At 34.4% G+C, this 25,110-nt stretch carries 21 protein-coding genes, 1 tRNA gene and 1 pseudogene; 9 read left to right on the top strand and 14 right to left on the bottom strand.

From position 1 onward, the window contains the following. Nucleotide 1: 1 nt before the first annotated feature. The 4 genes and pseudogenes from WFZ85_RS03620 to ruvC all read right to left on the bottom strand — a co-directional run bounded on the left by WFZ85_RS03620 (nucleotide 2) and on the right by ruvC (nucleotide 3,008). Nucleotides 2–769 (bottom strand): cyclase family protein, encoded by a 768-nt coding sequence (locus WFZ85_RS03620; protein WP_342694924.1) that lies wholly within the window; start codon nucleotides 767–769, stop codon nucleotides 2–4. Nucleotides 770–852: 83 nt separating this feature from the next. After that, complete coding sequence (hemW, locus tag WFZ85_RS03625; RefSeq protein ID WP_342694925.1) at nucleotides 853–1,986, bottom strand: radical SAM family heme chaperone HemW; 1,134 nt, start codon at nucleotides 1,984–1,986, stop codon at nucleotides 853–855. 53 nt (nucleotides 1,987–2,039) lie between these two features. Further along, nucleotides 2,040–2,411, bottom strand: a pseudogene (locus tag WFZ85_RS03630) (four helix bundle protein). A 42-nt stretch (nucleotides 2,412–2,453) separates the two neighbouring features. Next, complete coding sequence (gene ruvC, locus WFZ85_RS03635) at nucleotides 2,454–3,008, bottom strand: crossover junction endodeoxyribonuclease RuvC (protein ID WP_342694926.1); 555 nt, start codon at nucleotides 3,006–3,008, stop codon at nucleotides 2,454–2,456. A 25-nt stretch (nucleotides 3,009–3,033) separates the two neighbouring features. On the opposite strand from ruvC, the gene WFZ85_RS03640 reads away from it, so the two are divergent. From WFZ85_RS03640 to WFZ85_RS03655, 4 genes are all read left to right on the top strand, one after another. Continuing rightward, on the top strand, nucleotides 3,034–3,957 hold the full coding sequence (locus WFZ85_RS03640; protein ID WP_342695074.1) for a hypothetical protein: 924 nt from the start codon (nucleotides 3,034–3,036) through the stop codon (nucleotides 3,955–3,957). Beyond that, on the top strand, nucleotides 3,948–5,081 hold the full coding sequence (locus WFZ85_RS03645; protein ID WP_342694927.1) for a glycosyltransferase family 2 protein: 1,134 nt from the start codon (nucleotides 3,948–3,950) through the stop codon (nucleotides 5,079–5,081). Before WFZ85_RS03640 ends, WFZ85_RS03645 begins: the two co-directional genes overlap by 10 nt. Before the next feature lie 1,369 nt (nucleotides 5,082–6,450). Then, on the top strand, nucleotides 6,451–6,732 hold the full coding sequence (locus tag WFZ85_RS03650) for a hypothetical protein (RefSeq protein WP_342694928.1): 282 nt from the start codon (nucleotides 6,451–6,453) through the stop codon (nucleotides 6,730–6,732). A 133-nt stretch (nucleotides 6,733–6,865) separates the two neighbouring features. Beyond that, nucleotides 6,866–7,582, top strand: a complete 717-nt coding sequence (locus tag WFZ85_RS03655; protein ID WP_342694929.1) for a hypothetical protein — start codon at nucleotides 6,866–6,868, stop codon at nucleotides 7,580–7,582. Nucleotides 7,583–7,905: 323 nt separating this feature from the next. On the opposite strand, the gene WFZ85_RS03660 is transcribed toward WFZ85_RS03655, so the two are convergent. The 6 genes from WFZ85_RS03660 to trxA all read right to left on the bottom strand — a co-directional run bounded on the left by WFZ85_RS03660 (nucleotide 7,906) and on the right by trxA (nucleotide 13,722). Further along, the gene (locus WFZ85_RS03660) at nucleotides 7,906–8,382 is read right to left on the bottom strand and encodes a hypothetical protein (protein WP_342694930.1); all 477 of its coding nucleotides are present in this window, start codon (nucleotides 8,380–8,382) and stop codon (nucleotides 7,906–7,908) included. Nucleotides 8,383–8,384: 2 nt separating this feature from the next. After that, nucleotides 8,385–8,756 carry a hypothetical protein gene (locus WFZ85_RS03665; RefSeq protein WP_342694931.1) on the bottom strand — a complete coding sequence of 124 codons (372 nt, stop codon included), beginning with the start codon at nucleotides 8,754–8,756 and terminating at the stop codon, nucleotides 8,385–8,387. 110 nt (nucleotides 8,757–8,866) lie between these two features. Beyond that, entirely contained in the window at nucleotides 8,867–11,920 is a 3,054-nt protein-coding gene (locus WFZ85_RS03670; protein WP_342694932.1) for a DUF7619 domain-containing protein, read from the bottom strand. A 271-nt stretch (nucleotides 11,921–12,191) separates the two neighbouring features. Beyond that, nucleotides 12,192–12,265: transfer RNA gene (locus WFZ85_RS03675), tRNA-Asp, on the bottom strand. A gap of 82 nt (nucleotides 12,266–12,347) precedes the next feature. Then, nucleotides 12,348–13,286 (bottom strand): DUF58 domain-containing protein, encoded by a 939-nt coding sequence (locus WFZ85_RS03680; RefSeq protein WP_342694933.1) that lies wholly within the window; start codon nucleotides 13,284–13,286, stop codon nucleotides 12,348–12,350. A 118-nt stretch (nucleotides 13,287–13,404) separates the two neighbouring features. After that, nucleotides 13,405–13,722 (bottom strand): thioredoxin, encoded by a 318-nt coding sequence (gene trxA, locus WFZ85_RS03685; protein WP_342694934.1) that lies wholly within the window; start codon nucleotides 13,720–13,722, stop codon nucleotides 13,405–13,407. Nucleotides 13,723–13,882: 160 nt separating this feature from the next. On the opposite strand from trxA, the gene WFZ85_RS03690 reads away from it, so the two are divergent. Further along, nucleotides 13,883–14,206: a hypothetical protein gene (locus tag WFZ85_RS03690; RefSeq protein ID WP_342694935.1), complete on the top strand. Its 324-nt coding sequence runs from the start codon at nucleotides 13,883–13,885 to the stop codon at nucleotides 14,204–14,206. Nucleotides 14,207–14,372: 166 nt separating this feature from the next. On the opposite strand, the gene dnaE is transcribed toward WFZ85_RS03690, so the two are convergent. From dnaE to WFZ85_RS03705, 3 genes are all read right to left on the bottom strand, one after another. After that, a complete protein-coding gene (gene dnaE / locus WFZ85_RS03695) occupies nucleotides 14,373–18,929 on the bottom strand; it encodes a DNA polymerase III subunit alpha (RefSeq protein WP_342694936.1) in 4,557 nt (1,518 codons plus the stop codon). 180 nt (nucleotides 18,930–19,109) lie between these two features. Then, complete coding sequence (locus WFZ85_RS03700; RefSeq protein WP_342694937.1) at nucleotides 19,110–19,481, bottom strand: RNA recognition motif domain-containing protein; 372 nt, start codon at nucleotides 19,479–19,481, stop codon at nucleotides 19,110–19,112. 130 nt (nucleotides 19,482–19,611) lie between these two features. Further along, nucleotides 19,612–20,328: a DUF6252 domain-containing protein gene (locus WFZ85_RS03705; RefSeq protein WP_342694938.1), complete on the bottom strand. Its 717-nt coding sequence runs from the start codon at nucleotides 20,326–20,328 to the stop codon at nucleotides 19,612–19,614. Nucleotides 20,329–20,522: 194 nt separating this feature from the next. On the opposite strand from WFZ85_RS03705, the gene WFZ85_RS03710 reads away from it, so the two are divergent. The 3 genes from WFZ85_RS03710 to WFZ85_RS03720 all read left to right on the top strand — a co-directional run bounded on the left by WFZ85_RS03710 (nucleotide 20,523) and on the right by WFZ85_RS03720 (nucleotide 22,438). Further along, nucleotides 20,523–21,098: a 30S ribosomal protein S16 gene (locus tag WFZ85_RS03710; RefSeq protein ID WP_342694939.1), complete on the top strand. Its 576-nt coding sequence runs from the start codon at nucleotides 20,523–20,525 to the stop codon at nucleotides 21,096–21,098. Nucleotides 21,099–21,110: 12 nt separating this feature from the next. Continuing rightward, a complete protein-coding gene (rimM, locus tag WFZ85_RS03715) occupies nucleotides 21,111–21,635 on the top strand; it encodes a ribosome maturation factor RimM (RefSeq protein ID WP_342694940.1) in 525 nt (174 codons plus the stop codon). A gap of 95 nt (nucleotides 21,636–21,730) precedes the next feature. Further along, nucleotides 21,731–22,438: a tRNA1(Val) (adenine(37)-N6)-methyltransferase gene (locus tag WFZ85_RS03720; protein ID WP_342694941.1), complete on the top strand. Its 708-nt coding sequence runs from the start codon at nucleotides 21,731–21,733 to the stop codon at nucleotides 22,436–22,438. A gap of 5 nt (nucleotides 22,439–22,443) precedes the next feature. Here the strand turns inward: WFZ85_RS03720 and WFZ85_RS03725 are convergent, their stop codons facing one another. Then, on the bottom strand, nucleotides 22,444–24,114 hold the full coding sequence (locus WFZ85_RS03725; RefSeq protein ID WP_342694942.1) for a S41 family peptidase: 1,671 nt from the start codon (nucleotides 24,112–24,114) through the stop codon (nucleotides 22,444–22,446). Nucleotides 24,115–24,342: 228 nt separating this feature from the next. Here WFZ85_RS03725 and WFZ85_RS03730 point away from each other — a divergent pair, with 228 nt between their 5' ends. Further along, a complete protein-coding gene (locus WFZ85_RS03730; RefSeq protein ID WP_342694943.1) occupies nucleotides 24,343–25,068 on the top strand; it encodes a hypothetical protein in 726 nt (241 codons plus the stop codon). Nucleotides 25,069–25,110 lie beyond the last annotated feature (42 nt).

Consider the following 25,110-nt stretch of genomic DNA (forward strand, 5'->3'; position numbering starts at 1 on the left):
TTTATTCTATTTTATACAAAATCGGTTTACTCGGACTTGCATCATTTTCAAACGAAGCAATTTGAATGTTTAACAAATAACTTCCATCTAGAATTTCATTGGGAACAAAAATCATTTCGGTAATAGTGCAATCCAAACGTGCATCGTCATTAAGATTATTGACATCTTTCACATTCCAAAAAGCTTTGTGTGCCAATAATTTGCCTTCATCTTCTTCTCTATCAACACTCGGTAAATCAATTAAAAGATGTTTTATTCCGATTTCTCGAATGAAAATCGCAGCTTCTTCTGAAAGATATGGCGGATTGGTATGTGAATAATTTTTATGTTTTTTCTCTTCAAGATTTGGTAGCGTTCTGATTATTAAAGCTTGACAATTTTTTGTCACATCGAGCGTAGTCGAGATGCATTCCAACGCAATTACCAAATCTTCACCTATAGTTTTTGGCTCAACCGAAATCAATTCAGCCGTAAAGAAAAACTGTTTCAAACATTGATTAATCGAATAAAACCCTCGTGTAATATGTCCAACGCATTCGGTGTGCGTTCCATGTCCATGCGGATTGAAGAAGATATTGTTAAAATTGGTCGAACTTCCTTCCGAAACTTTTCCAATCCATTCCGAACCTTCGGAACCAAATTTTACTGGTTCAATTACTGGTTTTTCTAGATACCACGCAATTGGGTTTTCATCCGTATTGGTTAATGGAATGGAAATATCAATTGGTTTTGATAAGTCGATTTGGAAGTTGTTTATTGTTGCTATCATAAAGTTAACCACAAAGGTCACAAGGTTTTCACTAAGTTCACAAAGCTTAGTGTTTCTTTGTGCCTTCTTCGTGTTCTTAGTGGTTATTTTTCCAAATTTAACAAAAACAAGTCACTTGCTATTCCGTCGCAAAGAAATTTTCCCTTTTGGGTTGCTTTTAAAATCTTTTCATCAAAATAAAGTAAATCATCTGCAATAAATTTTTCGGATTGTTTCAAAAGATATTCTAGAAAATCAGTTCCAAATTCGTTTTCAATTCTATCCAAAGAAATTCCCCAAATGGTTCGCAAACCCGTCATAACATATTCGTTATAGCAATCATTTTTGGATAAAATTTCCGTCTCGGATGGCAATTTATTTTCAGCTATTGATTTTATATAAATTGAATTATTAGAAATATTCCAACTTCTGGAAACACCATCAAAACTATGCGCTGATGGTCCAATTCCAATGTATTTTTTGCCCAACCAATAAGCGGAATTGTTTTTAGAAAAATAAGTTGACTTCCCAAAATTGGATAATTCGTAATGAATAAATCCATTTTCGGATAGTTTGTCAACCAAAATTTGAAAATGTTCTTGAGCTACTTCGTCCTTTGGTTCGTCGATTTTTCCGGTTGCTATTAATTTCTTCAAAGCCGTTTTAGGTTCAACTGTCAAAGCATAACTGGAAATGTGTGGAATATTGAAAGACAAAGCGGTTTCGATGTTTTTCAACCATTTTTCATTGCTCATATTCGGCATACCATATATCAAATCAATAGAAATATTGTCGAAATACTGGGTAGCAAATTCCAAACATTTTTTGGCTTCATCAGCATTATGCGCACGATTCATGAGTTTCAAATCATCTTCAAAAAATGACTGAACGCCAATGCTCAATCTATTTACTTTACTTTTTGATAGCGCTATAATTTGTTCATTTGATAAATCATCCGGATTGGCTTCAATTGTAATCTCAGGACACTCAATTACTTTATAACTTCGATACACTTCATCAATCAAAAATCTAATATCAGAAATCGACAATATCGAAGGCGTTCCACCACCAAAATAAATTGTCTCAATAACTTCAGCACATTCATCCTTTCGCAATTCAATCTCTTTTGCCAATGCCAAAACCATTTCGTCTTTCTTTTTCAATGAAGTCGAAAAATGAAAGTCACAATAATGACAAGCTTGTTTGCAAAAGGGAATATGGATGTAGATGCCGCTCATTAGAAAGTGCTCAGTGTTCAGTTTTTAGTGTTCAGTAGACATTTCTGTAATCATTACTCCTTTTTGACACCAAATTTTTCAGGATTTAAAATCATGTAGTTTATTAACTTTCCGACTTCGTTTGATTTTTCTGTTAAATAATTAAATGTCTCTTCAGAAATTTATTTACATGCAAAGGCGTATTCTAGCCAACCCTGCGTTTCTGAATATTCAGCATCAGCATCAGTCAGTTTACTGTGAAAATATTTTGGATATTCTCTTTTTCTATATGCTTCTGCAATAGTTATTGTAACGCTTCTTGAACTTCTTCTTATTTGATCTGTCAAAGAATAAGTTTCTTCCTTTGGGAAATATTTTGTAATTGCAAAAACTTCCATTGCTAAATCAAATCCTTTTTTATAAGCTAATAAATCTTGAAATCTCATAAGTATATTTTTAACTGAACACTAAAAACTGAGCACTGCAAACTATTTTTTTACTCTACTTTCATTCTGTTTCACAAAAGCATCCCAACCCGTATAACTTTTTTCCCCAACGGTTTTCCCAGAGTTGAAAAAATGACAAACGGCAGCTGCCAAACCATCAGTGCTGTCGAGATTTTTAGGTAATGTTTTCAAACCGAGAAGTTGTTGCAGCATTTTTGCCACTTGTTCTTTACTAGCATTTCCGTTTCCGGTGATTGCCATTTTTATTTTCTTAGGTTCATATTCAGTAATGGGAATATCTCTTGAAAGTCCAGCTGCCATTGCCACGCCTTGTGCTCTTCCTAGTTTCAACATCGATTGCACATTCTTACCAAAAAACGGTGCTTCAATCGCAATTTCATCGGGATGGTGCGTGTCGATAAGTTCAATGGTTCTTTCAAAAATCAATTTTAATCGTTGGTAATGATTGTCATATTTGGATAGTTGCAATTCGTTCAACTGAATGAATTCCATTTTTTTGTTGACTACTTTAATTAACCCAAAACCCATAATGGTGGTTCCTGGGTCAATTCCTAATATGATGCGTTCGTTTGCCAATTTTTATTTTCGTTATTTTGCAACAATGATTTCAATTCCTCACAAAGCTAAACAATTCGGCGTTTTTCTAATCAAACTTTTGATTGTTCTTGGTGCTTTTTATTTCATCTACGATCAATTAGCCCACAATGACCAATTAGATTGGGAAAAGTTTATCGCTTTGGTCGAAGAAAAACAATCCATTTTAGGAATTCTATTCTTGCTTTCCTTTAGTATTGCCAATCGGTATCTGGAAATTCTAAAATGGCAAAATCTGGTTAGTTACATAAAACCTATTACCGTTGGCGAATCTACAAAGCAAGTGCTTGGCGCCTTAACTGCCGGAATTTTCACTCCTAATGGCTTGGGTGAATACGCCGGAAAAGCACTTTATTTCGACAAAAAGAAAACAAAAAAAATCATCTTTCTCAACCTCATCTGCAACGGAATTCAAATGTTCTTCACTATCGTTTTTGGAACTATTGGACTTTTTATTCTTGGGTATTGGCACTGGGCTTTAGCTATTGTTGGCCTGTCTATTTTCTTTATTCTATTTTCTTTTCTCTCAAAAAAAGTGAAAATAAAAGGTTATTCCATCGAAAAACTTTTGGTGAAGTTAAATGAAATACCCAAAGAAATTCACACCAAAAACAATATACTGGCTCTTGCGCGCTACTTAGTTTTTTCGCACCAATACTATTTTTTATTTCTCGCTTTTGATGTAGATTTACACTATCTAACCATGATGGCAACCATTGCAACGGTATATTTTTTGGCATCGTCTTTACCCAGTTTTCAATTTTTGGACTTTGCAGTAAAAGGAAGTGTAGCCGTTTTTTTCTTCGGAAAATTAGAGGTTAACGAATGGATTGTCGTTTTCATTTCAACCTTAATGTGGTTTTTGAATGTGGTGTTGCCTGTTGTTATCGGAAGTTATTTTGTCTTAAAATTTAAACCAAAATGGAATTAATCCCAATTTTTCTCTGCTTGATTGTAGTAGTCTACAGTGTTTTCATTATCCAATTAATTTTGGGTTATGATAAAGTAAAATCATTTAAAAGAACCGATGTCTCTCCCAAAACAGCTTTCACCATCATAGTTCCTTTTCGAAACGAAGAAAAAAATCTACCCAAACTTTTACAGTCTTTTTCTAAACTGAATTATCCCTATAAATTAATCGAAGTCATACTAGTTGACGATTTTTCTACCGATACTTCCGAACGTGTTTGCATAAAATGGCGTTTAGAACATGAATACCTCGATACCACACTTCTAGAAAATCTCCGACTGTCTAATTCCCCAAAAAAAGATGCCATCGGTAGAGCAATGCCCATCGCAAAACACGATTGGATTATCACCACCGATGCCGATTGCACCGTCAATAAAAACTGGCTGCTCACTTTGGATAACTATATTCAAAATAATGAGGTTGAAATGATTGTTGGTGCCGTTGTTTATAAAACCAAAAACAACTGGTTCCATCAATTCCAACAGCTCGATTTATTGAGTTTACAAGGCACAACTATTGGGAGTTTTGGCATCGGAAAACCGTTTATGTGCAACGGTGCCAATTTTGCTTACACCAAAAAACTATTTCGTGCGCTTGACGGTTTCAACGGAAACAACAAAATAGCAAGTGGCGACGATGTTTTTTTGTTACAAAAAGCAACAAAAAATCATTTGGATAAAATCCATTATTTAAAAAATCCGAATTTCATCGTAAAAACAAAACCCGAAAACGATCTGTTCCACCTTTTTATGCAACGCGTGCGTTGGGCAAGCAAAACCTCAGGGTATAACAGCAATTATGCAAAATTTTTAGCCATTGTTGTATTACTAATGAACCTCTCAATAGCTATTGCCTTTTCCCTTTTCCCTTTTCCCTTGTTCAATTGGAAAATCCTTCTCCTACTATTTTTAGCCAAATATGGTGTTGATTATGCCTTACTCTTCAAAACCAATACCTATTTGCTTAAAGGAAAATGGATTTTGCCTCTAGCTTCAAGTATGATCTATCCTTTCTACAGCAGTTTGGTGGGTATTTACTCGTTATTCGGTAGTTTTTCCTGGAAAGGCAGAAGGTTTACACGCTAATAAATTTGCAGTAATCCAAGCAGCCCTTATCAAAACCCTTCGCGTCCTTAGCGCCTTCTTCGTGACCTTTGTGGTAAAAAAAAACATCTCAAAACCCTTCGCGTCCATCGCGCCTTCTTCGTGACCTTTGTGGTAAAAAAAAACACCTCAAAACCCTTCGCGTCCTTAGCGCCTTCTTCGTGACCTTCGTGGTTAAAAAAATATCTCAAAACCCTTCGCGTCCTTAGCGCCTTCTTCGTGACCTCTGCGGTAAAAAAAAACATCTCAAAATCCTCCGCGTCCTTAGCGCCTTCTTCGTGACCTTCGTGGTAAAAAAAAACACCTCAAAATCCTCCGCGTCCTTAGCGCCTTCTTCGTGACCTTTGCGGTAAAAAAAATATCTCAAAACCCTTCGCGTCCTTAGCGCCTTCTTCGTGACCTTTGTGGTAAAAAAAAACATCTCAAAATCCTCCGCGTCCTTAGCGCCTTCTTCGTGACCTTTGCAGTAAAAAAAATATCTCAAAACCCTTCGCGTCCATCGCGCCTTCTTCGTGACCTTTGCGGTAAAAAAAAACATCTCAAAACCCTTCGCGTCCATCGCGCCTTCTTCGTGACCTTCGTGGTAAAAAAAACATCTCAAAATCCTCCGCGTCCTTAGCGCCTTCTTCGTGACCTTCGTGGTAAAAAAAAACATCTCAAAATCCTCCGCGTCCTTAGCGCCTTCTTCGTGACCTTTGCGGTAAAAAAAATATCTCAAAACCCTTCGCGTCCTTAGCGCCTTCTTCGTGACCTTTGTGGTAAAAAAAAACACCTCAAAATCCTCCGCGTCCTTAGCGCCTTCTTCGTGACCTTCGTGGTTAAAAAAATATCTCAAAACCCTTCGCGTCCTTAGCGCCTTCTTCGTGACCTTCGTGGTAAAAAAAACATCTCAAAATCCTCCGCGTCCTTAGCGCCTTCTTCGTGACATTTGTGATAAAAAAAAACACCTCAAAATCCTCCGCGTCCTTAGCGCCTTCTTCGTGACCTTCGTGGTAAAAAAAACATCTCAAAACCCCCTCGCGTCCTTAGCGCCTTCTTCGTGACCTTCGTGGTTAAAAAAACATCTCAAAACCCTTCGCGTCCATCGCGCCTTCTTCGTGACCTTCGTGGTAAAAAAAAACACCTCAAAACCCTTCGCGTCCTTAGCGCCTTCTTCGTGACCTCTGCGGTAAAAAAACCGTAACTACCTTTTTAAAAACTAAAAAAAGGGGGATTCCCGCAACACGAATTGCGGGAATCCCCCTTTTTTGACAATACACAATGTTGTAACATTGTCCTTTCAATTAATTAATCTTTAATGCTACTATTTTCAAATGGCAATTTCTTTTTGTAAAACTTCTTTATAAACGCTATGAAATCAATAATAACTTTAATTGTGTTTACACTATTTTCTAATACTGTCTTTTCTCAAATCGCTACTGAAAATGATTATAAATTAATTAACGATATCATTCCTCAAATAGTTGATGTAGAAAAAAATGATACTGTTTTCCTATATGAAGAAACGCTTGATTTTAAAGAAAAAAAAGTGTTTTTCACTAAAAAATTTATCGAAAACTACAGACATGTTCCTCTCGGCAAAAATGGTAAAAAGAAGTTAAAAAAGCGGTCTACAGATAAAGCCCATTCATAACCTGTGACCACTAAACAAACTAACCTATAATAAACACAAAAAATTAAACAAATTCTCAAATTTTTAAATAGTAACGAGTACACAAATTTTAATATAATAAATCATTTAATAACATTTAAAAAACACAAACATCATGACACTACAAAGAAAATACCCAATTAAAGACGTCGAATTCCTAATCACTTCCGACACCATTATCAACAGCGCTATCGCAAACCAAGCCTTCCTCGGCACAAAACGCTCCACGTGGACTCTGCCATTCTTTCAATCAATCGAAACACAAATCGAAAACGCCATCCAAACCCACCTCGGCGTGGACAACGCAAAACAACTCCGCGAAAAATCACAAGCAGTATTCGCCATTGTAAAACCCGCAAACACACTACTAGCCGAAGTAAAAGTCCAAATAGAGCAAGACTTTAAAGACACACCCGAGCAAAAATCCGAAATCCTAAACACACTAGGCTATACTACCTACTACGCAAAAGCACGTCGCGGTGACCAAGAAGCACTCATCGATCTACTCTACCAATTCAAAACCAACCTAACCCCACAACTAGCCAGCAAAATAGTCGACAAAGGAACAGCACAAGCATCACTCGACGAAATAACAACCTACGCAGACAAACTCAAAGACGCAAACGTAGAACAAGAAATAGCAAAAGGAACAAGAAAAGAAATCACCGAAGAAGCCATTGCAGAATTCAACGCCATCTACGATCAAATAATAGCAATAGCCCAAATAGCCTCTAAATTCTATAAAGATAAAAAACCTTTAGCCGACCAATTCAGCTTCAACAAGGTAGCCAAGGCATTAAACAACACCAAAAAAGCTACCACAAATACCTAATATAAAATCCCGCCACCAGCGGGATTTTTTTATACAACATAGCTATCAAAACAATAGTAACACCCAAAAACCCATCTGCTAAACACAGTAACTCATCTGCCACCAACGTAAAACAAAATGACACCTACAGTAGTAAAAATGACACCCTCAGAAAATCATTTGACACCAACAAAAACTCATTTGACAATCTAAAAAACTCATTTGACACCCACAGTAAATCATTTGACACTTCCAGTTATTCAAATGACGTCCACAGTTACTCAAATGACATCAACAGTAACTCATATGACGTCAACAGTTGTAGCAATAGCAAGGGATGCCAACTACTCCTGCTTAATAATAACAGGCAATACAAACTGTGTTTTTACAGGAATTCCCCTTTTAATAGCCGGATTAATTTGTGGAAAATCTACCAAGCGCGCTTTAAGAATACTATCTATTTTAATAGTATCATAAGCAACAGAATCTTGCGGAAATTGTGGCTCAAACTCAAGCATTGAATTAGGAAAAACAGTAACCTTTACCTCTATAGTATCTAGTTTGGGAAACAAACTCGAAAGAGTATCCACAGCCAATTTTTCTTGAATAGTAGCCGTCAAAAAATCAAAAAAACATTGTTTTTGCAATTCCTTATCAGTCAGCTTTTCACAATCAGTAACCGATGGATATTCGTCTACTTCTTTCCAATCAATTTCCTTCATTTGTTTCTCGAGCAAATCCTTTTCATTGGGAACATTCTTCTCAAAGTATTGACAAGATTGCAATAACAGAAAGGCAATAAGAGGTAAAAGTTTTTTCAAAATTATTGCTTTTTAAATACTAAATAATCCGAATACTTCTTGTCAAACCATTCCTGTTTAGTACGTTGCGACTCTTCCTTTTGATCTTTATATAACAGTCCCAATCGCTCAGAATAAGCAGCAATCTTTATAGTATAAGTATAATATTCTTCTTTATTCAATAGCAAACATTTATCATTTTGCTTTTGGAAAAATTCAAAAAACAACGCTTCAAACTCTTTTTTATCATAGGCTTGTATTTGTTTCTTATACTTTTTATACAAGCTTTCTTTTAACGGAAAATCTACATCTTTTGAAACGCTTTCTTGTCCAAAACCTTCACTTGATACAAGCAATGATAACGATAAGACAACAACATGAAAAACCTTTTTCATCAAAGAATTCATTTTATTTTCAAAAATAAGAAATTATAGCTACGAGACTATCGTTTGACATAAAAAGAAAAGCCTTCCCTAGAGAAGGCTTATTCAAATAATAGATAACTTTATTCTACAATCAACTTTTTTACCACTTTAACAGCAGCATTCGAAGTCACTTCAAGTAAATAAATCCCTTTCGCAATAGCTGATAAATCTAGTGTTTGCGTAGACAAAGCATCAGATGGTTTTTTTACCAAAATTTGCTTACCAAGAACATCATACACTGCAATAGTAGAAATCAAACTACTATCTTTTACTGAAATAGTTACTACATCACTAACCGGATTAGGATAAAAAATAAAATCGCCATTTTCAAAGTCATTGATGCCTAATTGCTGTACAAATTCAGTACGGAAGGTATTAGTAATAATCGCCGGATTAAAATCAAAATAAATCAAAGCAGTATTAGGAATAATGTCGCCAAGAGCAAAACCAGGTTTAAGTTTCACCTGAAAAGTAACATATCCTTTCCCTATTTCAGTATCAGCAATAGAAACCGGCAAAAATATATTATCAAATCGCCATGTCAAATTGTTATCTACTCTTTCTAAAACATAACTATGACTTGAACTAATCATTCGCAAGGAACTTTCATCAATTTGGTTGTCTAACACATCATTAATTCTAACGTTGATAGCACTTGCTGTTCCAGTATTTTCAAAACGAATAGTGTAATATAAATAATCATCAATGCCAAATGAAGAGAATAAAACCCTTTCTCCACGCGATTCCATCTTATCGTTTGGATCATAAGAACCAATAATGATTTGCGAACAACTGCTACTGTTATTCTGTACAATTAGGTCACCGTTAACAGGAACAATACTGGCCGTGTTAGTCAATAAATCTCCTAGTGCGACTGTTGGAATATTGGGCACTTGCATCGTAACAGTAATAATTCTTGTTTCAAAAGGTAATAAATTCGTAAAATTATAAGTAAATCCAGTAGCAGTTGGAACCACTCCTGCTTGCGAATTGGCAATAATGGTTACATCGGAATCATTTTCAAAAGTCACTGTTCCTGCACCAATAATTTGATTACCATTATTAGTGTAAACAATTTTATTTTGATAACTAAAACCAGGTCGTGGCGCATTATCGGGCACAATGTTTATAGCTAAATCAGTATAAGGTTGCGCAACTGTTATGGGGAAGTTATAAGTTTGCACACCCGAACCAATAACAACATTTACATTATCATATGAAGAAGTAGAAATTCCATAATAAGATAAATAATTTGGGTCTATAGAATAACTCAAATCATAAGAATTGGCCGCATTGGTGTCATAAATAGTATAAACTCCTGTTGACGAAATCACATTGTGAACTACAGCATCATCATTTAACTCATATTCAAATTGACCCAAGGTGAAGTTTTGTTCTCCAGTATCTTTTATCGAATTATTATTAGTATCTAAAAAGGCATTTAATCGTAAACCAGAACAATCAATGGCACCCGTTGAGGTTCCAAGTGCCGTAATAGTGATTAACCCCGATAGATTACTAAAATTGGTCACCATCATTAAATAATACTGTCCAGGTTGCGCATTGGGAATAACAGGAAACTCGATCGAAGCAGCAGAAAAACTACAACTAGCAATATTGTTTGGCGAAATTTGACTACAAGCAGTAGAAAGCGATGTAAACGGACCATATACTATATAATCTACATCTGAAAATTGACCTGTCGCTGCGACAGTCTGTTCAATTTTCAAATTGATTGTTCCTGCACTTGAAACTGGCAAATAAAACCAAGTTTGATTTGGCGTTGAACCTAAACAACCCGCTTGACCAGTTGATCCCGCATTTACAGTATTTTGGAATGGAACACCAAGCGAGTTACACAAAGAATTAGCACCCGAACAAGTCGAGGCAATATTACAATTAGCATAAGCTCTCACTTGAAAACTATAAATGATATCACAACCATTTGGAACATTTTCTCTAATGAAAAACACAATTGGATTGGGTTGAACACTCTGAACAAAGCTACTTGGCACAGCAACAGGATTGACTTCATTTTGAGCATTTGTTAAACTAGCATAATACATTAAAGTATTAGTTGTGTTTATTTGAGCAGCATTTGTTGTGAAATTAAACGTGATTAAACCGTTGTTATCCACATCACATTCCTCCATATTCGAAAGTGCAATTATATCACTAGAAAAGGACTGCACATTTATGGTAAATGTCAAAATTTGGAACGAATTGTCAACAACTTTTGTTAAGCGTGTATAAATAGTTTGTACTTCACTTAAACTACAATAAGGTGAAACGAGCGAATTTGAACCTGTATTAGCATCAGTTAAAGTTTCATGATAGGTGATCACATAATCAGATGGATTTAAATCTCCTAAAATAGTTAGATTATTTTCAGTTAAATCAAAACAAGCCTGGCCTAGTAACGAACATTGGAATAAATCAACTGGCTGTCCTGGTTGCGATGAACACAGTAAAGTAGCAAACGAAACTTGATTGGATGGTAAAGAGACAAAATTACCACAGACAGCAGTAATTGAAAAATTATAAACTGTATTGCAATCCAATCCAACAAGCACAAATGGATTTTGCGACATCGCGATTGATGTAGTTGATGAACCAGCAGTACCAATATTTAAATTCCAGCTTGTTTCATTAGATCCAGCTGTCCATCCTATCGTGGCAGAAGCAGCAGTAACATTAGAAACAATTGGCGAAGTTGGCGCTACACAATTTGGACTTACTGGCTGAGTACAAATTATATTGGCAATCCAACCCGCATAATTTACAGAAGAATCGGAAGTAAAGACAAAGGTCAAACAACCTGATGGATCTGTTGATGTAATCGATGGTGGAATTGATAATCCAGTTAAGTTGGCTAATAAAGGTGAAGTTGTGCTGGGTCCGTTATATACTTTCAGAAAGTCAAAGTTAGTTTCTAAGGCAAATGAGGAAAAGTTTATGGTAACTACCTCACCGACGTTTGCTGGACAAATTGTTGTAGTAACATCAGTGTTGTTAGCATAATTGCCATTTGGACCAGCAGGATCAGTAAATAGCGAACCACACGTGGGTTGTGCATAAATGGATTGAAAAGTTCCAAAAATCGCGAGAATTAAAAATAGTAGTTGTTTTTTCATTTCAAAATTGGTTTGGTTGGTTGACAGATGTACAATTTCACATTGCATTAAATGCAACGCAATGTACAAATTTTCAATACATTATTAGAAATGAAACGCTATAAAATCAAAAAAGCCATCCCAGTTAAGGGAAAGCTTTTCATTGGTCTAACTACTAAACCGAGCTACGAGTTACAAATTCGTAGCAAAACAACACAACTAATCTTAAATGCTTTTTGGACAAAAAAGGTTTTCATCTCTGAAAACCTTTTCCTAAATTCGCTATTCCTAGCGGTCTGGACGGGACTCGAACCCGCGACCCCATGCGTGACAGGCATGTATTCTAACCAACTGAACTACCAAACCTCGCTTTATTGCGGTTGCAAATATACAATCGTTTTTTGTTTCTGCAACTTTTTTTTATAAAAAATAAATTAATATTTTTTTTCTAACCAAACATTTGCTTTTCAACTAAGTAGGTTGTCAAAATCTTTTCGAAATTATCTTCCACAGCAACTGGCACATACTTTATACCATTTTGAGCGCAAGTCATAGCAAGTAATTTAAAGTAATCATTAACTTTCCCTTCGTAAGCTTCTTTTATTGTATCGGCAAAAATGTTTATTTCCTCTCCCGTTTCTAAGTCAATAAACTTGCGAGGTGCATTATCAAACTTAAAATCTATTTCTGTTTTCTTATCAAAAACGTGAAAAACAACCACTTTATGTTTGTTGTGCTTTAAATGTTGTAGTGCATTAAAAAGCGCTTCTGTATTTGCTCCCGAAGTTTCGGGATGAAACATATCGGTAAACAAAACAATCATCGAACGACGATGAATTTTTTCGGCTATCAGATGTAAAAAGGTAACTGTATCAGTACTTTTTGTTTGCTTCGGATTTTCTAATAAATCTTCCAATTTGTTCAAAATCATTCGATGGTGTCGATCACTACCTTTTTCAGGAGCATAATATTCATAGGTGTCTGAATACACGCTTAAACCTACTGCATCTCGCTGTTTTTTGAGTAAATTCATTAAAACTGCTGATGCCAAAACGGAAAACCCAATTTTATTATGAAAAAAAAGCTCCTCTTTTTTCAATTTTGGATAATGCATTGACGACGAATTATCTATGATTAAATGACATCGAAGATTGGTTTCTTCCTCATATTTCTTTGTATACAATCTATCGGTTTTGGCAAATAGTTTCCAATCGATATGCTTCGTACTTTCACCAGAATTATAAACTTTATGTTCTGCAAACTCTGCCGAAAAACCATGAAAAGGGCTTTTATGCATTCCTGAAATAAAACCTTCCACCACTTGATTGGCGAGTAATTCCAAGTGCTTAAACCCTGATATTACTTCTTTTTGTTCTTCTAACTTCATATTTCAAAGATAGTAATAAGTGTATTGTGACTGGTAAAAAGCAAAAAAAAGTTCAATCTAGTTTTAAAAACCCGATTGAACCTTATGTACAAGTCACCTTAAAATGACGAATTATTTTTTACAAGAGAGCGTCGATAGCATCAGTGTAAGTCTTTTTTGGTGAAACACCTACTTGACGACCAACTACTTCTCCATTTTTGAAAACCAAAACTGTTGGAATATTGCGAACACCATATTTTGCGGCAAATTCTTGGTTTGCATCCACATCTACTTTTCCTACAACGGCTTTCCCGTCATATTCTGTTGCTACTTCATCTATAACTGGTCCAACCATTCTGCATGGTCCACACCAAGCTGCCCAAAAATCTACTACTACTGGTTTATCTGATTTTAATACTACTTCTTCAAAAGTAGCATCGGTAATTGCTAAAGCCATATTTATTTTTTTTAGAATTGTTTTAAATAACTAAAACCAAAATTAGTAATTATTTCCTTAAGACAATGTTAATTATAAATCGGTTTAAATTATCAGTAGATTTATAGAATTGATAGTGCTATTTTTCACATATATTTATGGTGTTTTTTACGGCAATAGTATGAATAAGAATAAAAAAGAAATAGTAAACGAAATAAAATTTCTTTCCAATAGGCTTGAAAAAATCTATTTTACGATGTTAAATCTAAGAAACCATTGTTTTTTAAGAGTTGCTTATGATATAACAGTTCAAGACAAATGGGATTTAAAAATAAACAAACCCTTCACTAAATATGCTACTGATGAGCAACTTAAATGTGCAATCAGTTTATTAAAAGCATATTTGGTAGATGAAAATAAATTGCTACTTGATAATAAAAAAAGTCTGTCATTCAGAAAAAATAGCCTCGAGGATAATTACGATGGTGTGTTAAAGTTGTTTTAATTATTAATAAAAATAGTTCCACTATTTACGTACTGAAAAAACCTACTACATCTAAGTATAAAATTTATTTACGAACATACTATTAATTAGATTACGAGTTATTTCAACTTCCACAAGGTTTGATTTTTTGTAATTTCATTATCACAATATTTCTTAAACAAACACTTTAATTCAACCTAAAATTTATCTGCATTTTCTCCAACTCTTCAAGTAAATCTTTAGAAATTCTTACTTTCAGTTTTCGGCTTTTCATTTCGAGTGTAGTTACTTTTTTTACTTCATCTAAATAGGTTTTTTCAGCAGTAATAGGTGTTTCGTCGCTTGGCTCACTTTCATTATCAAGTTCTTCCATTTCTATTTCAATACGCTCATCTGTGTCTTCATCAATTGCATTCAATATGGGTTGCGTTTTAACAACACTTGTGTCAATTGTTTGTTTTACAACTTCAGTTTCAATCACTTCAAAATCTACTTGTTTATCGCCTTCATTAGCTTTAAAAACTGCATTTAATTGCTGAATTAAATTTTGTTTTAAATCCTGAATATTTAATTGAATAGCGAGTTTTTTGGCAAAAGTGGGTAATACATCGGCTAGTAATTTTGCCTCAATAAAATTGATTTGTGGGTCAGATTTTTTGCCAGTTTCTCTGTTTACCCAACCGTCTTTTATATTTATTTTAAAGTAGATAAACTGGTTATTGACTAAAAAATGACGGAATTTTAAATACTCTTCATTAAAAATTCTAAAATCAAAACTTTCGTCATAACCTTCTAATGTAAACGATGCCCAATCTTTGCCATTTTTTGCGGTTTTATATTGAACATTGGTTACAATTCCTGCTACACTCAACGTTTTCCCGATATGACTACCAAGATTTTTTAGATTTTCAAGTTTACTATTGCAGAAATATTTCATTTCAAAACGGTAATCGTCCAAAGGATGTCCCGAGATATAAATTCCCACAACTTCTTTCTCTTTGGCCAATTTTTCCATAGTGTTCCATTCCTCACAAGGTGGCACAATTGGCTCAGCAATTTGAACATCGCTACTTTCGCCAAATAAACTTACTTGAGACGAATTTTCATTATCTTGATATTTTGACCCATAACGGATTGCTTTTTCAAGAAAAGTGATGCCTTCGCCTTCAATATGAAAATATTGTGCACGATGTGTGTTTTGAAAACAATCAAAACCTCCAGCCAAAGCTAAACTTTCAAACGCTTTTTTATTTGCTGCCCGAAGGTCTATTTTCTTAGCTAAATCAAATATCGATTTATAAGGCGCATCTTTTCTGTTTTGAACTATGGTGTCTACAGCATTCGCTCCAACGCCTTTTACGGCGCCTATTCCAAAGCGTATCGCATAGTTTTCGTTTACCGTAAACTTATAGAAACTTTCGTTTACGTCTGGACCAAGCACTTGCAATCCCATACGTTTGCATTCTTCCATAAAGAACGAAACTTGCTTGATATCGTTCATATTATTTGAAAGTACAGCTGCCATATATTCTGCAGGATAATGCGCTTTTAAATAAGCAGTTTGATACGCTATCCAAGCATAACAAGTAGAATGTGATTTATTGAACGCATATTGGGCAAATGCTTCCCAGTCTTTCCATATTTTTTCTAATTTATCGGCTGGATGCCCATTTGAAACAGCTTGTTCAATGAACTTAGATTTCATCTTATCTAGCACATCTTTTTGCTTTTTCCCCATGGCTTTTCGCAGCACATCGGCATCGCCTTTGGAAAAACTAGCCAATTTTTGAGACAATAACATCACTTGCTCCTGATATACTGTGATACCATAGGTTTCTTTTAAGTATTCTTCATTGGCTTCTAGGTCATAAGTGATGGGTTCTTCTCCGTTTTTTCTTCGCACAAAAGAAGGAATATATTCTAATGGACCAGGACGATAGAGCGCGTTCATGGCGATTAAATCTCCAAATACAGTAGGCTTTAAATCTTTTAAATATTTTTGCATTCCTGGTGACTCATACTGGAAAATCCCAACTGTTTCGCCTCTTTGAAACAACTCATAAGTTTTGACATCGTCTATAGGAAAAGTATCAGGATCGAGTTCCACTCCTGTTCTATATTTAACGAGTTTTACTGTGTCTTTGATAAGCGTTAGCGTTTTCAAACCCAAAAAGTCCATCTTCAACAATCCAGCACTTTCTACTACTGAGTTATCAAATTGGGTAACATATAAATCCGAGTCTTTTGCAGTAGCGACAGGAACAAAATTAGTAATATCATCAGGAGTTATTATAACTCCACAAGCATGAATTCCTGTGTTTCTGAGATTTCCTTCTAATATTTTGGCTTGTTGAATAGTTTCTGCACCGAGGTCATCGGCATTGGCAAGAACAATTAGTTCTTTTACTCTGTCGTAATCTTCTGCACGCAGCGCAGCTTTTAACTTGTCATTATCAAGAGAAAAAATCTTGGCTAAATTGAGTGTAGTAGGTATTAATTTGGCAATTTTATCGGCTTCAAATAGCGGTAAATCTAAAACTCGAGCGGTATCGCGAATGGATGATTTAGCCGCCATAGTTCCATAAGTAATAATTTGAGCCACCTGTTTGGAGCCATATTTATTGATGACATAATCCATAACACGACTTCTGCCTTCATCATCAAAATCGATATCGATATCAGGCATAGAAACACGATCAGGATTCAAAAAGCGCTCAAAAAGTAAATCATATAATAATGGGTCAATATTTGTAATTCCAAGGCAATAAGCTACAACTGAACCTGCTGCGGAACCACGACCTGGTCCAACAGAAACATCCATATTTCTCGCTGCTGCAATAAAATCTTGAACAATTAAAAAATAGCCAGGATAACCCGTGTTTTCAATCGTTTTTAACTCAAATTCTATTCGCTCCTGAATTTCGGGTGTAATTTCTCCATAACGTTTTTTTGCACCTTCAAAAGTGAGATGCGCTAAGTATTTGTTTTCGCCACGCTTGCCACCATCAGTATCATCTTCTGCTACTACAAACGCATCAGGAATATCGAACTTAGGCAATAATACATCACGAGACAAGTCGAAAATTTCAATTTTATTGACGATTTCTTCTGTAGTAGCAATGGCTTCGGGCAAATCATAGAATAGTTTTTTCATTTCATCGCCTGATTTGAAATAATATTCTTGATTGGCAAAACCATAACGATATCCTCTTCCTCGACCTATAGGTGTGGATTGCTTTTCGCCATCGCGAACACACAATAAAATATCATGCGCATTGGCGTCTTCTTTATTGATATAAAAAACGTTATTTGTGGCAACCGTTTTTACTTGATGTTTTTTAGCTAAAGCAATCAATGTTGCGTTTACACGATTTTCATCCTCTTGATTGTGGCGCATCAACTCGATATAAAAATCATCGCCAAATTCTTGCTTCCACCAAAGCAGTGCCTCTTCCGCTTGATTTTCGCCAACATTTAAAATTTTACTTGGTATTTCACCATATAAATTCCCCGATAAAATAATGATATCTTCTTTGTACTGCTGTATCACTTTTCTATCAATTCTTGGAACGTAATAAAATCCTTCGGTGTATGCTATGGAAGAAAGTTTAGCTAAATTATGATAGCCTTTTTTTGTTTTGGCTAAAAAAACAACTTGGTAACCATTGTCTTTTCTTGTTCTATCGCTTAAGTCATCACAAACATAAAACTCGCATCCAACTATTGGTTTAACAATTGTTTCTGCGGGTAATTCTCCATTTTCTAAAGCTTGTTTATTTTTGACTTCAGCAGATTTATTGTGATATAAAATATCTCGCACAAAATGAAAAGCGCCCATTAAATTAGCATGATCAGTCATGGCAACTGCGGGCATTTTATTTTGAATTGCAGCTACCACCAAATCTTTAACACTAATGGTGGATTGTAAAACCGAAAACTGTGTATGGTTGTGTAAATGCACAAAATCAACTTCGGAAACGTTATGATGAACTACTTTATCAACATTTATTATTTCGCCATCTTCTTTCTTATTTTGAAATTGCCTTCTAATGTCATCAGAAGCTTGCTTGAGATTAATGTGTTTTAGTCCAATAAGCTGAACTTCATCGGGATTATACTGTTTAAAATCTTTGAAATAATCCTCGGAAACGTCAAGTTCTTCTTTTGTGAAAATTTCTCTTCGTATTAGTTCTAAGAAACAACGTGTTGTAGCCTCTACATCGGCAGTGGCATTGTGCGCTTCATCAAATGGAATATTAAAAAGATAACTGTGTAGCTCAGTTAGTGTAGGTAATTTATACTTTCCACCACGACCACCAGAAAGTTTTAATAGCGAAGCCGTTACTTCGGTACAAGTGTCCAAAACTGGCATTTGTGACATGGGCGATTGAATTCCTGTACGGTAGAATTCACATCCCATAATGTTAATATCAAACCCAACGTTTTGTCCAACGATGAATTTGGCTTTAGCTAAAGCGAGATTAAATTTTTCTAAAACTTCTTGTAACGGTATCCCATTCTGTTGTGCCAATTCAGTAGAAATTCCATGAATTCTCTCGGCGTCATATGGAATATTAAATCCGTCCGGGTTTATCAAATAATCTTGATGTTCGATAAGGTTTCCCCAAGAATCATGGAGTTGCCACGCAATTTGAACACATCTAGGCCAGTTATCGGTATCAGAAATTGGCGCTGTCCAGCGTTTAGGCAAACCAGTGGTTTCGGTATCAAATATTAAGTACATAGGTAGAAAATTCCAAAATTAAGATCCAAATTCCAATAAAGTCTGGCAATTTCTTGGCAAAAGGAGGTTTTTCAAAAGTACATGTAACCGATTTAAAAATCAATTTTAGTTATCAACAAAAAACTAAAAAACCACCCGATTTCTCGAATGGTTCTTGGTATAATTTAGTTTAAAAAAAGACTAGTATCTTCCTCTATCTCCACCACCACTATTTCTATCATTGTAGCTTCCGCCACCTCTAGAATTTCCGCCACCGTTATAACCACCACCGCCTGAACGGTTGTTATTGAAGGTTCTTCTTTCACCTTCTGGTTTTGGTTCCGATTTGTTTACTACAATAGTACGTCCTTCAACAGTTGCACCGTTTAACTCTTGAATTGCTTTTTCAGCTTCTGCGTCATTTTCCATTTCCACAAAACCAAATCCTTTACTTCTTCCAGTAAATTTATCTGTAATAACTTTAACGGAATTAACCGTTCCATAAACCCCGAAAGATTCTCTTAAGTCTGCTTCGTCGATACTAAACGGGAGACTTCCAACAAAAATATTCATATTTAATTTTTAAAATTCAAATACAAAGGTAGTTCAATTAAAATGTAAACTGCTATTAATTTGGACTTTATTATTAAATTAACAAAAAAACCATCCGAAGACGGTTGACTTATTACCATTTATTATCAATCTACATTGATGGAAAAATAGGAATTTTATAAAATTCTCCAAATTGAAAATTCACAACAGAACCACCAAACGGGCTATTGTTTGTATTAGCTGCATTAAATTTAAACTTTCCAGTTACAGTCATATTTACATTATCGTACTCAGTAATTTGAATTTCTCCGTTACTGCTTAAAGTGTTTAAGATTCTGATTCTGCAGTTTAAATTTCCGGCAGCAACCGTAACAATATCTCCAGCTAGGTAGGCGTTTCCTCTCGAGGAAATTGAAACACTTGTAACAACACCTGAGGCATTTGCTACTACGTTTACCGTCAAACCACTTCCAGAACCACCGGTAGTTGCAACTGCAGTGCCACTTGAATATCCAGTTCCGCTATTATTTAAACTTACACCAGAAACCGGACCAGGAACAGCAACTGTATCATATTCTAGAAGAACATCGTTAAAACTCGAAGAGTATGTAGCCGAATTATTGACATTAGTTGTACCTAGTATAAAAGTTCCCACATTAGCGCTTGAAGTACTGAGCGTAATTTCTTCAAAAGGCGTTAAAGCTTCAATTGTTAGTTGTCCCGTTGACGAAATATAAGCTCTTGTATCATTTGATCTCCAAAAGACATCATCTTTAAGTCCTTGAAAACCTGGTGTATTAAATCTTACATCTTCTTGGCATGATGCGAAAACAATAGAAATTAAAATTAAGGGCAAAAATCTTTTCATTTGATATTATATTTAGTACAAAAATAACTTTTTAATGTATAAATACTAAAGAATTATTAAAAAATTAAAAGACAAGTATTAAAACAATAAAATACATTTAGATTTTTAAAATTTAATTAGTTTGTTTAACAAAAAAAACTATCTTTGCGCCCTTAAATAACCGAGGTCGAGTACCTCAAATTAATCAAAAGATTATGTCAGTAAAAATTAGATTACAAAGACACGGTAAAAAGCAAAAACCTTTTTATTGGATCGTAGCTGCAGATGCTAGATCAAAAAGAGATGGTAGATACCTTGAAAAATTAGGAACTTACAATCCAAACACAAACCCTGCTACTATTGAATTAAACCTAGACCAAGCGGTTCAATGGTTACACAATGGAGCTCAACCAACAGATACCGCTAAAGCAATTTTATCTTACAAAGGAGCTTTGTTGAAACATCACCTTGATGGTGGCGTTCGTAAAGGTGCTTTAACACAAGAACAAGCTGATGCTAAATTAGCAAAATGGTTGGAAGAGAAAGCTGGAAAAGTTGACAGCAAAAAAGAAGGTTTAACAAAAGCCCAAGAAGCTGCTAAAGCAAAAGCATTGAAAGCTGAAAAAGAAGCTAATGAGAAACGAATTGCTGCTGCTGTTGAAGCTGCAAAAGTAGAAGAGGAAGTTGCGGTTGAAGAAACTCCAGAAGTTGCGGTTGAAGAAACTGTTGCTGAAGTAGCAACAGAAGAAACTCCTGCCACCGAAGAAACTAACAAAGAAACAGAAGCTTAATTTATTGCGATAATGCGTAAAGAAGAATGTTTCTATCTTGGCAAAATCGCTAAAAAATTTAGTTTTAAAGGGGAAGTACTTATCTACTTAGATACAGACCAACCCGAATTATATGAGAATATGGAATCAGTTTTTGTTGAATTCAACAATAATCTGGTTCCATTTTTTATTCAAAGCAGTTCGCTTCATAAAAGCGATTTTCTTCGAGTGCAATTTGAAGATGTTGACAACGAAGAAGAAGCTGACAAATTACTTGGTTGTTCTATTTATCTTCCACTCTCAATGTTACCAAAGCTTTCGGGCAACAAATTTTATTTTCACGAAGTTATTGGATTTGAAATAGAGGACAAACGATTAGGTGTTTTTGGAAAAATTGTTTCTATTAATGACACTTCTGCACAACCCCTTTTTGAAGTTTTAAATGGCAATGTCGAAATTTTAGTCCCAATGATTGATCAGTTTTTGGTAAAAATTGATAGAGAGAATAAAAAAGTCATCATGGATTTACCAGAAGGTTTGGTGGAAATGTACCTTTAAAAAGTATTCAGTCCCGAAGCTTCGGGACAGTTTTTAGTGCTCAGTATCATAAAAGTCTAAAAAGAATACTATTTAATTTATAATCTTAAAATTCCATGTTCCAATTCAAGCAATTCTCAGTTCAACAAGCCAAATCTGCAATGAAGATTGGTACTGATAGCGTTCTACTTGGCGCTTGGTGTCCTATTGAAAATCAACCTTTTTCTGTTTTAGATATTGGAGCAGGAACTGGAATTTTATCCTTGATGATTGCTCAACGGTCAAAGGCTGAACAAATTGATGCTATAGAAATTGATGAAGATGCCTTCGAAGAATGTGTTGAAAATTTTGAAAACTCACCTTGGTCTGACAGATTATTTTGTTTCCATGCTGGATTAGACGAATTCGTTGAAGAACCCGAACAAGAGTATGATATCATTATTTCCAATCCGCCGTTTTATTCCGAAAATTACAAAACCAATAGTGAATCCAGAGATTTAGCGCGTTTTGAGGATGCGCTGCCTTTTGAAGATTTGGTGGAAGCCGCTGATTTATTATTATCTGAAAATGGCATTTTTGCAGTCATTATTCCATACAAAGAAGAAGAACGATTTATCGATTTATGTTCCGAAGTGGAACTTTTTCCTATAAAAGTTACTCGTGTAAAAGGGTCGCATTCCACTCCAATAGTCAGAAGTTTATTGGCTTTTAAACGCTACGAACTTGCTGTTCTAGAAGCTGATGAATTGGTAATTGAAATTAATCGTCACGAATACACTGATGACTACATCAATTTGACCAAAGATTTTTATTTGAAGATGTAATATTATTAGTTTTCAATAATCTTGATTGCCTCTTTGATATACAATTCGGGGTCGTAATTTTTAGTAGACTCTTTTATATTATAGTCAATTTTTAACCCTTTTCTTTGAACCTCATCACCATTAGGATAAAATCCTCCTAATCCGGTAAAATAAACTTCCGTCTTATCTGGCATCCTATAACTTACAATATTCATAACTGAACCAGCTGTTTGTTCTCCTATTGTAACACAATTTGGGGATTGTTGAATTGCCATCCCAATATACTCACCTTTGCTTTGCGTTCTCCTATTAACAAGAAGAATAACTTTACCTTTATAATAATCAGGATTATTTTTTCCGGAATGAAAGGGATTTGAAATTAGTTTCAATGGTGCTTCTCCATCATATTCTCCATAAGACGGGTAATTCTCCATTGGGAAAAGCACTTTTATAAATTCTTTATTTTTTGGATATAAAAAATCTGACAGATCACTTTCTCTGATGTTTTTGGTATTTTTCCTTAAATCGAGAATCAAACCTTTTGTATTATTGGCTATTTGCTTGAAAACGGCTTTCAACTCTTTTTGAGTTATTTCATCTAAATTAATATAGGCAATATCTGGTTTAATTAAAGTCCATTTATCATTTCGTTCTGTCCATAAATATGTAGGATTTTCAACTTCATATTTTTCATAAAGATGGATATATTGATTTTTACCACTACCATTCTTCTTATTAATAGCAACATTAATGGAGTCACTTTGACTGTAAAACAACCAATTACACCATTTATTTAAAAAACTCTTATTTGAAACAGAGAGTATTGGTGCTATTTTTTCATGTATGGCTGTTGAAATATCGGTTGTGTTTACTTTTGTTATGATGTCACCTAGCTCTAAACCGTCTTTTTTGGCTAAAGATTTATTAAATATTGAAGTGACCAATAAAGAGTCGCTGATTGTTTTTACTGAAAAATAGGGCTTATTCTTAAATAATGTATCAAATACAATATCGGAAAGATGATAAGAATGGGAGTCATCTAACTTGGCAATCAATTTTGACTTTGCTATTTCAAATTCTAACTTGGTGTTGCAGTTTATAAAAAGTTCAGTCATTGGATGTAAAATACTGACCCAGTTATGGTCCATTAAATACTTGTTTACATTCCAATATTGAATTGCGTTCCAAAAACTATAAAGCAACAATAATCTATGGTTTTTATTAGCATAGTTGAAATCTTGATAGCCTTTTTCGTTATCAAATGATAGCATTTTAGCTAACTTATTCGTTGAAGCATAATAGTTGTTTTTATTTGAGTTCTCTTTAATTTCTAGAAGGGTTTTTGTCAGTTGTTTTCCAAAAACAGTTTCGTCAATCCAATCATAATCTACATTTTTAACAAACAAACGTTCGGTAGTTAGCTTCTTTGTTTTCAACTTATCTGTCTTAAATTTCGAAATAAAACGAAATAAAAAAGCATTCATTCCGTCCTGATTTTTGATAGTATCTAATGAACTTGATGTATTTACATATTCTAAATCCCAATCATATTTACCATTACTAATTTCAGGATGATGGTATTTCAATAAACCCCACACTAAGCCAAATTGCTTATTTTTTTCAACTTCAGAAATAGTAACTTGCGAAAAACCATGAGAATAGATAATCAGAAAGAATAGGAGGATGATTTTTTTCATCGGTTGTTATTTTGAAATATTTATAAAAGTAAAATTTTAGAAAATTCCCCTATTTTATTTAACTTAACTTTATGCAAAATCTTGAATAGGAAGATAATTACAGCAGATGCTTTTCAATTATCTGGTGGAAAAGTTTAACTATTTAACTCAAATTTAGAATTAACATTTTTTTTTAATGAAAGAAACAAAGTTTATGTAATTTTCGACAATCAATTTTATCGACAGTCCATGATCAAACAGTTTTTATTTTATTCGTTTCTTTTCATTTATAGTTCTGTCGGATTTTCCCAAACCGCAAAAAATATCAGCGGAAGATTAGTTTGTGAAGGCACTGCTTTACCCGCAATTGATATTGTTAATAGCACAACCAAAAAAGTAACAAAATCGGACAATAAAGGAAATTTTACCATTCAGGCTAAAATGGGTGATGAACTTTACATTATTTCTAACGATTATTTTGATCAACAAATCACTGTATTCAAAAAACTATTTGAGCAAGAAAGTATAGTTATTGAACTTGAAAAAAGACCAATTGAGTTAGACGGAGTTACTGTTTCCAGAGCTGAAAGTATGAAAATAAAAGTTACACAAGCTGATATGGATGAAGCCAAGTTAATCAAACAACAAAATACCTTGAAAGTTCAAAATGTTCATACTGGCGAAATCGAAAACGGAGTTGACTTTGTTAGAATTGGAAAAGGAATTGGTAATTGGTTCAAGAAAAAACAAAAACCTTTTATGGATTTCCGTGAATATATCGCGCTACATTTTAAATCTGATTTTTTTATTAATGAACTCAAGCTAAAACCTGATGAAGTACCACTATTTTTAGCGTTTTGTGAAGTTGACATCAAATCAAAAGGCATTTCAGAAAGGCAAAACCTACTAGAAACGACAAAATTTTTATTAAACAAAAATGAAGACTTCAAAAAGCCTATTGAAAGTAATAAATAACAATTGTTCACTTGTTTCTTGTTTTAGTTTACCTAAATTTGC

This window comes from Flavobacterium aureirubrum, assembly GCF_038739835.1.
Classification (GTDB): Bacteria; Bacteroidota; Bacteroidia; order Flavobacteriales; family Flavobacteriaceae; genus Flavobacterium; species Flavobacterium aureirubrum.